This is a genomic window from Streptomyces sp. B21-083 (assembly GCF_036898825.1).
Classification (GTDB): Bacteria; Actinomycetota; Actinomycetes; order Streptomycetales; family Streptomycetaceae; genus Streptomyces.
The window spans coordinates 3,323,795-3,336,411 of the sequence record NZ_JARUND010000001.1 but is presented as its reverse complement, the minus strand read 5'-3'; the positions used below and the strand labels follow the sequence as shown (position 1 = coordinate 3,336,411).

Below are 12,617 nucleotides of genomic sequence, written 5' to 3'. Positions count from 1 at the left end.
GCAGAGCGCGCCCCTTAAGGGGCGCGGGGAACTGCGCGACCAGCCCCCACCGGGCCCGCAGCAAAGAACTCACCCCGCAGACCGCCTACGCCTCTTGAACAGCAGCCGCGGCAACCCCGCAGGGATCGGCTCCCGCGTAGTAGCCGCGCTCGGCAGCGGCGGCACCGACAGCGAGCCCTCCGGCAGAGGGGGCGTCTCCCCGGCGCGCGGAACCAACCGCACCACCCGGCATTCACGCGCCCACCGGTCCGGCATGGCCTCGCCGTCCGGCGCGTTCAGCCGCTTCCCCTTCAGCTCGGCGACCGCGGCCTCCCACTCCGGGGAGTGCGGGGCCAGCTCCTCGACCGTCGCCGGCCAGGTGAGGAGCCGCCCGCCCTTGTCCTTGCTGCGGACGGTGACCTCCGCGTCGGCCCCCTCGATCAGGCCGGGCAGCGGCTGCTCGCCGGGCCCGTCGCCGACCAGGACGGCCGCGCCCTCGTGCCAGACGTGCCACATCGCACGGGCCGGGATGCCGTGGCCCGCGACGTGCAGCGCGGGCACACCGTTGCCCTTGACCCAGATGAGGCCGGACTTCTTGGTGGCCTCCTCGACGAGGGCCCGGTCGAGCAGCGTGTCAGTCATGGGCAGAAGGGTAGCGATGCCCTCCGATGACGCGGCTCGCCGTCACAGCCAGCCGTTGCGCTTCAGCGTGCGGTGGATGCCCACACACATGCCGATCATGGCCGTCATGACCACGGGGTAGCCGAACTTCCAGTGCAGTTCCGGCATGTAGTCGAAGTTCATGCCGTAGACGCCGCACACCATCGTCGGTACGGCGATGATCGCCGCCCAGGACGTGATCTTCCGCATGTCCTCGTTCTGCGCGACGGACGCCTGGGCGAGGTTGGCCTGGAGGATCGAGTTGAGCAGCTCGTCGAAGCCGATCACCTGCTCCTGCACGCGCGCGAGATGGTCGGCGACGTCGCGGAAGTACTTCTGGATGTCCGGGTCGATCAGCCGCATCGGGCGCTCGCTCAGCAGCTGCATGGGCCGCAGGAGCGGCGACACGGCGCGCTTGAACTCCAGGACCTCACGCTTGAGCTGGTAGATCCGACCGGCGTCCGTACCGCGCGGAGTGCCCTTGCGGCCCGGCGAGAACACCTCCGTCTCGACCTCGTCGATGTCGTCCTGCATGGCGTCCGCGACCGCGACATAGCCGTCGACGACATGGTCGGCGATGGCGTGCAGCACGGCGGAGGGGCCCTTGGCGAGCAGCTCGGGGTCGTCCTGGAGGCGGTGGCGCAGCGCGCGCAGGGAACCCTGGCCGCCGTGCCGGACGGTGATGAAGAAGTCCCGCCCGGTGAAGCACATCACCTCGCCGGTCTCCACGACCTCACTGCTCGCGGTGAGTTCGGTGTGGTCGATGTAGTGGATGGTCTTGAAGACGGTGAAGAGCGTGTCGTCGTACCGCTCCAGCTTGGGCCGCTGGTGGGCCTGGATCGCGTCCTCGACGGCGAGCGGGTGCAGCCCGAACTCGCTGGCGATACCGGAGAACTCCGCCTCCGTCGGCTCGTGCAGACCGATCCACACGAAGCCGCCGTCGCGGCGCACCTTGCGCATCGCCTCGTGCGGGGTGAGCCCCTTCGAGGGGTTCGGGTTGTCGACCCGGGCGCCGTCGCGGTAGACGGCGCAGTCGACGACGGCGGAGGGGGTCGAGGGGTCGCGGGTGGTGTCGTAGGTGCCGCCGTCCTTGCGCAGGGAGGGACGGGACGGGCGGACGGCGGCACGCAGGCTGTGGATCATCGACATGTGGCAGGTTCCTTCGCTACAGGCAACGAAAGACCGCCGACAACGGCTGGAACTGCCCGGAATGGGGACGTCCTGACTGAGGATGTTTGGCACGTCCACAAAGCGGGGAGCACCGCACCGTCGCGGTGGTGAGCTTCGCTACTGATTCAGAACTGACTCAGATCACATGGATCAGGCAAAACGAAACCAAGTGCTCTTCCGCGATGACGCGAATGCGAGAGGTGACAGCCAGCCGGATAAGCCGGAGTGACTACATCAGCGGGCGGAAGAGCGGGTGCTACTGCACGGATGACTTCGATCCATTGCAGCCCCACCTCCTCCGGCCGGTCCCTCGTGAGGGACGATCCTTTCCCCTACAAGGGGAGCCCCCGAGGGGGAACTTCAGCGGTGTCGGGACTCGATCGCGACGCTTCTGCGTGCTGCCCCGAACCCGGCCTAGGGTAACAGTCGACTGAACTGTCAAGGTGCGCGTTTGCCCGTACCTGACGAGTTCTATGCTCGCCGCATGTCTGATGTTCTTCCTCTGGTCGAGGCCCGGCTGCGTACGACGCTGGGCGAACCGGACGCGCGCGCCGCGGTCACCTTCCTCGGTACGGATCGCGTCGAGGTGCTGCGCTTCCCGGGCCAGGACCGGGACGGGGAGGACGGGGAGATCGTCCGCTACGCCACCCTCGGCATGTCCGCGCAGCCGATGGCCGACCCCGCCGAGCTGCTCGCCGACCCGGTGAAGGGCCCGCGCGCCGAACTGGTCATCTCCGTCCGGGCCGGCCTCGCCGACACCGACAAGCTGCTGCGCCCCCTCGCGGTTCTCGCCGCTTCCCCGCAGGTCGAGGGTGTGATCGTGGCCCCGGGCGCGTCGCTCGACGTCGGGGAGCCGCTGTGGCCCGGGGCGCCCTTCACCTCGGTCCTGGTCGCGGAACCAGGCGGCCTGGTCGAGGACCTGGAGCTCGACGCGCCCCTGGACCCGGTGCGCTTCCTGCCCCTGCTCCCGATGACCGCGAACGAGGCCGCCTGGAAGCGCGTCCACGGCGCCCAGGCCCTCCAGGAACGCTGGCTCACGAACGGGACGGACCTGCGGGACCCGGCCCGCAGGTCCGTCCCGCTGGACTGACCCTCGTACGCGACTGCGGAGTGACCGATGTCACCAACCGGCGTCCACAGAACGCCAGTTGGCCGGGCCCCTAGCTCGCGAAGACGGCGACACTGTCCTCGGTCGCGTGCGCGGTCTCCAGCTCCTCCGCGATGGGGGTCCCCCCGGTCGAGCGAAGTCGAGAGTGGGGGAGGGTGAGCGACTTCCGCCGTACGACGACCACCACGGCGCCGAGCACGGCGGTGACCGCCGCGACCACGAACGGCATGTGGATGTCGCTCCACCCCTCGATCTTCGGCGCGAAGTACGGGGCCGCGGCCGCCGCGAACCAGCGCACGAAGTTGTAACCGGCGCTCGCCACCGGGCGCGGCGCGTCCGAGACGCCCAGGGCCAGCTCGGTGTAGACGGTGTTGTTCACGCCGATGAACGCGCCGGACAGGATCGTGCAGACGACGGCGACGTTGTGGCTGCCGTAACCGAGGGCCAGTACGTCGACGGCGAGCAGGACGAGCGAGCCGCCGAGGACTGTCAGCGAGCCGAAGCGCCGCTGGAGACGCGGCGCGACGAGCACCGACGAGACGGCCAGCAGCAGACCCCAGGCGAAGAACACGGCCCCCGACCTGTAGGGCGTCATGTCGAGCACGAACGGGGTGAAGGCCAGCACGGTGAAGAACGTGTAGTTGTAGAAGAAGGACGAGATGGCGGCGGAGGCCAGGCCACCGTGGCTGAGCGCCTTGATCGGGTCGAGCAGTGAGGTCTTCTGGGCCGGCTTCGGCTGTTCCTTCAGGAACACCGTGACGCACAGGAAGCCGACGGCCATCAGGAACGCGGTGCCGAAGAACGGGTAGCGCCAACTGGCGTTGCCGAGCAGCGCGCCCAGCAGGGGGCCGCACGCCATACCGAGGCCCAGGGCGGATTCGTACAGCAGGATCGCCGCCGCGCTGCCACCGGCCGCCGCCCCGACGATGACCGCGAGGGCCGTCGAGACGAAGAGCGCGTTGCCGAGGCCCCAGCCGGCCCGGAAGCCGACCAGTTCGGAGACCGAGCCCGAGGTGCCGGCCAGACCCGCGAAGACCACGACCAGCGCGAGGCCGACCAGCAGGGTCTTCTTGCCGCCGATCCGGCTGGACACGAAGCCGGTGACCAGCATCGCCACGGCGGTGATCAGGAAGTACGACGTGAAGAGCAGGGAGACCTGGCCCGCTGTGGCGTCCAGGCCCTTGGCGATGGACGGCAGGATCGGGTCGACGAGGCCGATGCCCATGAAGGCGACGACGGACGCGCCGGCGGTCGCCCAGACGGCCTTCGGCTGCCGGAGGAGTCCACCGGCTCCCGCGTCGAAGGGATCCGCTTCGGCGGGGCCTCCCGTGCTTCCCGCTCCGGTGTTCGTTGCGCTGCTGTGCATGCCTGCTCCTTCACGACTCGCGGGCCCAACCCGCGGATGGGTCGTTGGTGTATGCACATAGTAAGTTAGAGTAGCTAATTAATGCAAGCTACATCTAATTTCACCTGGTGGAAGGGGTGGAAAATCGTGTCACTCCGGACGGGTGATCGTCCTTGACGGGAGCAGGGACGGGGAGGACCGTGGGGCTTTATGAGGGGCGAACCCAGTTGCCCGAAGTGTGGTGGCCGGGTCAGGGCTCCCGGACTCTTTGCCGATTCCTGGCAGTGCGATGCGCACGGGACGGTGCATCCGCTGCAGCCTGTGATCCCGCCCAGCGTCGAGGCCCTCAGCGTCGTGGTGCACCGCACCCAGGTGCCCGTGTGGATGCCGTGGCCGCTGCCGGTCGGCTGGCTCTTCACGGGCGTGGGCTGCGCGGGCGACGACCGCAGTGGCGGCCGTGCGACGGCGGTGGCCTGCACAGGTCCCGGCCCACTCGGAGGCATGGGTGAGCTGATCCTGGTCGCCGAGGAACTCGGCGTCGGACTCGGTGCGCGGTACGCGGGGATCGACGGGCCCGACCCTGGGCCGTACATGAACGTCGAGAAGCCCGCCGAGGCGAAGGTGCTGGCGGCTGGGCGGCCCACTCCGCTGTGGCATGTCGCGGGCGGGCCCGACGACCGTGCGGTGTTCGCGGGCGAGGCGCTCGGGCTGTGGCTGTGGGCGGTGGTGTGGCCCGAGCAGTCCGGGCTGCTGATGTATGACGAGCTGGTGCTCACGGATCTGCGGGACGCGGGGGCCGAGGTGGAGCTGGTGCCTTGCGGGGCGCTGTCGCCCCGGTTGCTTCGGCCTTAGCGTTCCCGTGGTTCTGCGGGGTGCGGGGTGCGGGGTGCGGGGTGCTGGTGTGTTTGGGGTGTCTGAGGTTTGTGGCGGGGTGCCGGTCGGTGGGGGCTTGTCGCGCAGTTCCTCGCGCCCCTGAAACGGGTCCGCTTCCGTAAGGGGTGTTAGGGGGTTTCAGGTGTGACGGGCTGGTCCTCGGGGCCGTTATGCTTGACGCGTTCCTGTCCGTCCCCGTCGTCGCCTGGAGTCCGCACCGTGCGCATCGATCTGCACTGCCACTCCACCGCGTCCGACGGTACGGACACGCCTGCCGAGCTGGTGCGCAACGCCGCTGCGGCCGGACTCGACGTCGTCGCGCTGACCGATCACGACACGACCCGGGGATACGCAGAGGCGATCGCCGCGTTGCCCGCCGGGCTCACGCTGGTCACCGGGGCCGAGCTGTCCTGCCGGCTCGACGGGGTCAGCATGCACATGCTGGCCTACCTGTTCGACCCCGAGGAGCCCGCGCTGTTCGCCGAGCGTGAGCTCGTGCGCGACGACCGGGTGCCGCGGGCCCAGGGGATGGTGGCCAAGCTCCGGGAGCTGGGCGTGCCCATCACCTGGGAGCAGGTCGCGCGGATCGCCGGTGACGGGTCAGTGGGCCGGCCTCATGTCGCGACCGCGCTGGTCGAGCTGGGCGTCGTACCGACCGTGAACGACGCCTTCACCGGGGACTGGCTGGCCGACGGCGCCCGGGCCTACGTACCGAAGCACGAGACCGACCCCTTCGAGGCGCTGCGGCTGATCAAGGGGGCCGGCGGGGTGGCCGTGTTCGCGCACCCGGCCGCGAGCAAGCGGGGGCTGACGGTCCCGGAGTCCGCGATCGCGGAGCTGGCCGCCGCCGGGCTCGACGGCATCGAGGTCGACCACATGGACCACGAGCCGCAGACCCGGGCGCGACTGCGCGGCCTCGCGGCGGAGCTGGGACTGCTGGGCACCGGCTCCTCCGACTATCACGGCAGCCGCAAGACCTGCGTCCTCGGGGAGTACACGACAGACCCCGAGGTGTACGGGGAGATCACGCGACGGGCCACCGGGGCGTTCCCGGTACCGGGGACCGGCGGAGACGGAGCCTGAGGCCTCGGCCCCGGCTCCCCTTCCCTCTCGCTTCCTCCGTCCCCTCCCCGCATCTCCCTCTACGCAAGGCTCGCTCACCCATGTTCGACGTCGCTGTCTTCGGCTCGCTCTTTCTCACTCTCTTCGTGATCATGGATCCCCCCGGGATCACCCCGATCTTCCTCGCGCTCACCGCCGGCCGGCCCGCCCGCGTACAGAAGCGGATGGCCTTCCAGGCCGTCTGTGTGGCCGGCGGTGTGATCACCGTGTTCGGGCTGCTCGGACACCAGATCCTGGACTATCTGCATGTCTCCGTGCCCGCCCTGATGATCGCCGGCGGGCTGCTGCTCCTGCTGATCGCCCTCGACCTGCTCACGGGCAAGACGGACGAGCCCAAGCAGACCAAGGACGTGAACGTCGCCCTCGTACCGCTCGGCATGCCCCTGCTCGCCGGGCCCGGCGCCATCGTGTCGGTCATCCTGGCCGTGCAGAAGGCGGACGGCGTGGCCACGCAGGTCTCGGTGTGGGCGGCGATCCTGGCCGTCCATGTCGTGCTGTGGGTGGTCATGCGGTACTCGCTGCTGATCATCCGGGTCATCAAGGACGGGGGCGTGGTCCTGGTGACCCGGCTCGCGGGGATGATGCTGTCGGCCATCGCCGTGCAGCAGATCATCAACGGCGTCACCCAGGTGATCCAGCAGAGCTGACGGCTGTCACGCCCAGGACGTATGCCAGACGTATACGCAGAACCCCCGCACGGCATCGGTGCCGTACGGGGGTTCTGAAGTCTGCTCGTCTTCGTGGGCGAGCGTCGTCCGCGCGTTATGAGGCCGAGGTGTCGGCCGGGCGGATCCAGAGGCGCTGCCCTATCGAGGCTGCTTGCTGCACGATCCGGTTGACGGAGGCGGCGTCCACGACCGTACTGTCCACGGGGGTTCCGTCGACGTCGTCGAGACGCATGATTTCGAAGCGCATGGGCTTCTCCCTTCGTCTGGTCATCCTCCTGAGGAGAACTACTTGGTTACGTACCTAGTCAACTACCCGCGTGTTACGAACATTCCCTACGCTAAGGAAATTTTTCGCACGTCTAACTACCGGCAGGTTAAAACCGTGCTCGGACACGATCAGGAGACTGACCGGGGCCGGTTGTGTTCGAAGCGTGACCGCCGAGACAATGGAGGTATATGAACAACGACGACCACGCGGAGCTGAGCGCCCGCATCGACCGTACGAACGAGCTGCTCCACCGCATGCTCACCGAGGTGGCGAAGACGCCCTCGACCCATGCGATCTTCGTCGACGCGGGCTATCTGTACGCGGCGGCGGGACGGCTCGTCGCCGGGACCGAAGACCGCCGCTCCTATGAGCTGGACGCGGAGGGTCTCATCGAGGCGCTCATCGACAAGGCTCGCACGATCTTCGCGGACAGCCGCCTGCTGCGGGTCTACTGGTACGACGGCGCCCGGCGCCGCATCCACACCATCGAGCAGCAGTCCATCGCCGAACTCCCCGATGTGAAGGTTCGCCTGGGCAACCTCAACGCGAACAACCAGCAGAAGGGCGTCGACTCGCTGATCCGCACCGACCTGGAGTCCCTGGCCCGGCACCGCGCGATCAGCGACGCCGCGCTCATCGGCGGCGACGAGGACCTGGTGTCGGCGGTCGAGGCCGCGCAGGGGTACGGGGCGCGCGTCCACCTGTGGGGCATCGAGGCGCCCGACGGCCGCAACCAGGCCGAGCCGCTGCTGTGGGAGGTCGACAGCCAGCGCACGTTCGACCTCGACTTCTTCAAGCCGTACGTCGCCCGGCGCACGGCCGCGTCCTACGAGGGGTCGGGTGGAGCGCGGCCCGCGCGCGAGGACGTGCGGTTCGTGGGTGCGCAGATCGCGGCGAAGTGGCTGGCGGCGCGTGGGCGGGAGTCCCTGGTCGAGCTGCTCCCCGGGCATCCGTATCTGCCCGGGTCCGTCGACCAGGATCTGCTGGTCGAGGCGGAGGGACTGCTCCAGTACTCGCTGCGCGGCCAGTCCGAACTGAGAAGGGCGCTGCGGGACGGCTTCTGGGAGCACCTGCAGGCGCAGTACTAGGCCATTGGGGTGGTTGACCCGACCGCTGCTACCGCCCGACGCCGTCCCAGAAGTCGGCCAGGGCGCGGGCGGTCTCCAGCGGGCGGTCCGTGTTGGGGGAGTGCTCGGCTCCCGCGATGACGGTCCGGTGCGCCCGCAGTCGTACGGCCATGTCGTCGAAGAGCGGGACGGCCCATGTGCCGTCCTCCGAGCCGGACAGCACGTGGAAGGGCAGCGGTACGGCGGCGAGTTCCGCCACCCGGTCCGGCTCGGTGCACAACTGACGTCCCGTGGCGACCAGTTGGGCCGGGCTGTTGCCCATCCAGCGGCGACGCAGATCCTCGCGGTCGTCGAGCCCGGCGTCCACGGCGTCCACCGAGTCGAGGTCGCCGCCGCCGGTCTGAGGGTCGTCGATGGCCTGGATGGCCTCCCAGACCTGGGCCATGCTCATCACGGCGAGCGCGTCCCGCAGCAGTTTCGCGCGCTGCTGCTGGGCCGGGGAGATCTCGGCGGGGCCCGAGGAGATGAGGGTCAGCGAGACGAACGGGGAGTGGTCCAGGAGGAGGGCGGCCCGGGCGATCTGCCCGCCGAGCGAGTGCCCGACGAGGTGCACGGGGGTGCCGACGGCCACCGCCTGGGCGAGCACGTCCTGCGCCAACTCGGCCTGAGCGTAAGCCGATTCGTCGTCCCGTGGGCCGGGCGACTCGAACTGCCCGCGCCCGTCCACGGCGACGGTACGGTACCCGCGCGCGGCCAGCGGCTCGTGCATCGAGATGAAGTCCTCCTTGCTGCCGGTGAACCCGGGCAGCAGCAGAACGGTCCCTCTCGGCTCGACGCCGGCCTTCACGGAGGCATCGACGACGGCGAACTCACCACGCGCGGTACGCAGGGCGTACGCACGGGCGCCGGGGGGCGGGGTGAAGGTCGAAGGCCTGCTCATGTGCCGAGGTTATCCGGCGTACCTGAGGGGGAGGGTGGCGGCTCGGGCGAGGGTGCGGCTGGGGGCTCCCGTCGGGCGGTCGTGACGCGGGCGGCTGCTGAGCGGGGAGGAGATGCTGACAGCAGGGGCAGGGGCCACAAGGGCTGTCGCGATGGGGGCGCGTGGTGGCCTCCTCAGCGGCGTGTGTGGTCGGCGTCTCGGCGTGGTCCGCCGGACGGGTACCCGGAAAACCCCGACGGCCCGGCCACCTGGTGGGGTGGGCCGGGCCGTCGGGGTGTGGCCGGTACTGCAGAGGACCGGGGCCCTCGGGGGTCAGGCCTCCACGGCGTCCGTGGCCGGTGCGCTGACCGTGGCCTTGCGGGTGGCGCGGCGCCTGGGCTTCGCCTCGACGGCCTCCGGGGCCGTCTCCACCACGACCGCCGGTTCGGCGGCCTTGCGGACCCGGCGACGCGGCTTGGCCTCCGCGTCGTCCGCCGCCTGGGCGGGGATGGCAGGGATGTCCGCGACGACCTCGACGGCCTTGCGTGCCGTACGCCGACGCGGCTTCGCCTCGACCGCCTCGGCGGTGTCGACTGCGGCTTCGGCGGCGGGTGCGGTCGCTGCGACGGCCTTGCGGGCGGTCGTCCGGCGCGGCTTGGCCTCGGCCGCCTCGGCGGTGTCGACAGCGGCCTCAGCGGCCGTCGCCGTCGCCTTGCGGGCCGTGCGGCGCGGCTTCGGCTCCGTGACGTCCGTCGTCGCCGCGACGGCGGGGGCCTCGGCGGTCTTGCGTGCCGTACGGCGACGCGGCTTGGCCTCGACGCCTTCCGCGGTGTCCACGGCTGCCTCGGCGGCCGGTGCCGTCGCCTTGCGCGTCGTACGGCGCTTCGGCTCCGGGGCGTCGGCCGGGGTGGGCTGGGCCGGGATGTCGATCGTCGCCGCCACGACCGCCGGTTCGGCGGCCTTGCGTGCCGTACGCCGACGTGGCTTCGCCTCGACCGCCTCGGCGGTGTCGACTGCGGCTTCGGCGGCGGGTGCGGTCGCTGCGACGGCCTTGCGGGTCGTCCGGCGCGGCTTGGCCTCGGTCACCTCGGCCGTCTCGACGGCGGTCACCGCGGCCTTGCGCGTCCGGCGGGGCTTCGTGGCCTCGGGCTCCGGAGTCACCGGGGCGGCCTCGACCACGGCCGCGACGGGCTCGGCGGCCTTGCGTGCCGTACGGCGGCGGGGCTTCGCCTCGACCGCCTCGGCGGTGTCGACGGCGGCTTCGGCGGCCGGGACGGTGGCGGTCGCCTTGCGGGCGGCCGTCCGGCGCGGCTTAACCTCGACGCCTTCCGCGGTGTCCACGGCGGCCTCGGCGGTCGCCGTCGCGGCAGCGCTCTTGCGGGGGGCGCGGCGCGCCTTGGTCTCAGTGACGACCTCGACCTCGGTGGCGCCGACGACCGGCTCCGCCGCCTTGCGGGTCCGAGCGCGGCGCGGCTGTTCCTCCGGCGCCTCGGCCTCGGGAACGACCGGGCTGACCTGGGCCGGGGCGGTCGGCGCGGACTCCGTCGCCTTGCGGGTACGGCGGCGGCGCGGCTGTTCCTCCGGCGTTTCCGCCTCGGGGACGACCGGGGCCTCGACCGGGGCGACCTCGACCGGAGTGGCCGACGCGGACTCCGTCGCTTTGCGGGTACGGCGGCGGCGCGGCTGCTCCTCCGGCGTTCCCGCCTCGGGGACGACCGGGGCCTCGACCGGGGCGACCTCGACCGGAGTGGCCAACGCGAGCTCCTGCGTCCTGCGGGTCCGGCGGCGGCGCGGCTGCTCAGTGGCCGGGGCCGTGCCCTCTGCCGTCGCGACGGCGGCCTCGGCCGACGGCTCGACGAACGTCGTCGTGGGGGCCGGCACCGACTCCGGTGCGGCACCGCGCGTACGGCGACGGCGGCGCGGCGTACGGCGCTCGGTGGGCTGCTCGGACGGGGCGAGTGCGTCGCCGACCGAGGTGACCGGAGCGGCCGACACGGTCGGAGTCGTCGGCGCGTCCGAGGCGGCACCGCCACGGGTACGGCGGCGACTGCGCGGCGTACGAGCCGGGCGCTCACGCTCCGCTGCCGGCGCGGAGGCGACCGCCGGGCCGGAGGAGTGGCCGGAGCGGCCACCGCGACCGCGCGGGCCACCGCGTCCGCCCGTCTCACCGAGGTCTTCGACCTCCTCGGCGCCCAGGCCGGCACGCGTGCGCTCCGAGCGCGGCAGGACACCCTTGGTGCCGACCGGGATGCTCAGTTCCTCGAACAGGTGCGGAGACGTGGAGTACGTCTCCGGCGGGTCGTTGAACTTCAGCTCCAGCGCCTTGTTGATCAGCTGCCAGCGCGGGATGTCGTCCCAGTCGACCAGCGTGATCGCGATGCCCTTGGCGCCCGCGCGGCCCGTACGGCCGATGCGGTGCAGGTACGTCTTCTCCTCTTCGGGAGACTGGTAGTTGATGACGTGCGTGACGCCCTCGACGTCGATACCGCGCGCGGCCACGTCCGTGCAGACGAGGACGTCCACCTTGCCGTTACGGAAGGCGCGCAGCGCCTGCTCACGGGCGCCCTGGCCGAGGTCGCCGTGGACGGCGCCGGAGGCGAAGCCGCGCTGTGCGAGCTGGTCGGCGAGATCGGCCGCCGTACGCTTCGTGCGGCAGAAGACCATGGCCAGTCCCCGGCCGTCGGCCTGCAGTATCCGCGCCACCAGCTCGGGCTTGTCCATGTTGTGCGCGCGGTAGACGTACTGCGCGGTGTTCGCGACCGTCTTGCCCTCGTCGTCCGGCGCCGCGGCGCGGATGTGCGTGGGCTGCGACATGTAGCGGCGCGCGAGACCGATGACGGCGCCCGGCATGGTCGCCGAGAACAGCATCGTCTGGCGGCGCGCCGGCAGCATGTTCATGATCTTCTCGACGTCGGGCAGGAAGCCCAGGTCGAGCATCTCGTCGGCCTCGTCGAGGACGAGCGCGCGGATGTGCTTCAGGTCCAGCTTCTTCTGGCCCGCGAGGTCGAGAAGACGCCCCGGGGTGCCGACGATCACGTCGACGCCCTTCTTGAGGGCCTCGACCTGCGGCTCGTACGCCCGGCCGCCGTAGATGGCGAGAACGCGCACGTTACGCACCTTGCCGGCGGTCAGCAGGTCGTTCGTCACCTGCTGGCACAGCTCGCGCGTCGGGACGACGACGAGGGCCTGCGGGGCGTCGGTGAGCTGCTCGGGCTTGGCGCGGCCGGCCTCGACGTCGGCGGGGACGGTCACGCGCTCAAGGAGCGGGAGGCCGAAGCCGAGTGTCTTGCCGGTGCCGGTCTTGGCCTGGCCGATGACGTCCGTGCCGGTGAGGGCGACGGGGAGTGTCATCTCCTGGATGGGAAAGGGGGTGATGATGCCGACGGCTTCGAGCGCCTCGGCGGTCTCGGGAAGAATTCCGAGATCCCGGAAAGTCGT

Annotated in this window: 11 protein-coding genes; 5 read left to right on the top strand and 6 right to left on the bottom strand. The window is 71.0% G+C overall.

Annotated features, from left to right (window positions below):
- Positions 1–69: 69 nt before the first annotated feature.
- Positions 70–621 (bottom strand): hypothetical protein, encoded by a 552-nt coding sequence (locus QA861_RS14850; protein WP_334588795.1) that lies wholly within the window; start codon positions 619–621, stop codon positions 70–72.
- Positions 622–663: 42 nt separating this feature from the next.
- Complete coding sequence (locus QA861_RS14845) at positions 664–1,788, bottom strand: magnesium and cobalt transport protein CorA (RefSeq protein ID WP_334588794.1); 1,125 nt, start codon at positions 1,786–1,788, stop codon at positions 664–666.
- A gap of 505 nt (positions 1,789–2,293) precedes the next feature.
- Here QA861_RS14845 and QA861_RS14840 point away from each other — a divergent pair.
- Positions 2,294–2,899, top strand: coding sequence for a suppressor of fused domain protein (locus QA861_RS14840; RefSeq protein WP_334588793.1), 606 nt, complete (start codon positions 2,294–2,296; stop codon positions 2,897–2,899).
- Positions 2,900–2,969: 70 nt separating this feature from the next.
- On the opposite strand, the gene QA861_RS14835 is transcribed toward QA861_RS14840, so the two are convergent.
- A complete protein-coding gene (locus QA861_RS14835) occupies positions 2,970–4,283 on the bottom strand; it encodes an MFS transporter (RefSeq protein WP_334588792.1) in 1,314 nt (437 codons plus the stop codon).
- Positions 4,284–4,472: 189 nt separating this feature from the next.
- On the opposite strand from QA861_RS14835, the gene QA861_RS14830 reads away from it, so the two are divergent.
- From QA861_RS14830 to QA861_RS14820, 3 genes are all read left to right on the top strand, one after another.
- The gene (locus QA861_RS14830) at positions 4,473–5,114 is read left to right on the top strand and encodes a DUF6758 family protein (RefSeq protein ID WP_319092124.1); all 642 of its coding nucleotides are present in this window, start codon (positions 4,473–4,475) and stop codon (positions 5,112–5,114) included.
- Between the two features lie 240 nt (positions 5,115–5,354).
- The gene (locus tag QA861_RS14825) at positions 5,355–6,218 is read left to right on the top strand and encodes a PHP domain-containing protein (protein ID WP_334588791.1); all 864 of its coding nucleotides are present in this window, start codon (positions 5,355–5,357) and stop codon (positions 6,216–6,218) included.
- A gap of 80 nt (positions 6,219–6,298) precedes the next feature.
- Positions 6,299–6,904 carry a MarC family protein gene (locus QA861_RS14820; protein WP_334588790.1) on the top strand — a complete coding sequence of 202 codons (606 nt, stop codon included), beginning with the start codon at positions 6,299–6,301 and terminating at the stop codon, positions 6,902–6,904.
- Positions 6,905–7,019: 115 nt separating this feature from the next.
- On the opposite strand, the gene QA861_RS14815 is transcribed toward QA861_RS14820, so the two are convergent.
- Complete coding sequence (locus tag QA861_RS14815) at positions 7,020–7,172, bottom strand: DUF8834 family protein (RefSeq protein ID WP_006374340.1); 153 nt, start codon at positions 7,170–7,172, stop codon at positions 7,020–7,022.
- A gap of 209 nt (positions 7,173–7,381) precedes the next feature.
- On the opposite strand from QA861_RS14815, the gene QA861_RS14810 reads away from it, so the two are divergent.
- Positions 7,382–8,281, top strand: coding sequence for an NYN domain-containing protein (locus QA861_RS14810; RefSeq protein WP_334588789.1), 900 nt, complete (start codon positions 7,382–7,384; stop codon positions 8,279–8,281).
- A gap of 28 nt (positions 8,282–8,309) precedes the next feature.
- Here the strand turns inward: QA861_RS14810 and QA861_RS14805 are convergent, their stop codons facing one another.
- Both QA861_RS14805 and QA861_RS14800 read right to left on the bottom strand, forming a co-directional pair.
- Positions 8,310–9,200, bottom strand: a complete 891-nt coding sequence (locus tag QA861_RS14805; protein WP_334588788.1) for an alpha/beta fold hydrolase — start codon at positions 9,198–9,200, stop codon at positions 8,310–8,312.
- A 312-nt stretch (positions 9,201–9,512) separates the two neighbouring features.
- On the bottom strand, positions 9,513–12,530 hold the full coding sequence (locus QA861_RS14800; RefSeq protein ID WP_334588787.1) for a DEAD/DEAH box helicase: 3,018 nt from the start codon (positions 12,528–12,530) through the stop codon (positions 9,513–9,515).
- Between the last annotated feature and the right edge of the window lie 87 nt (positions 12,531–12,617).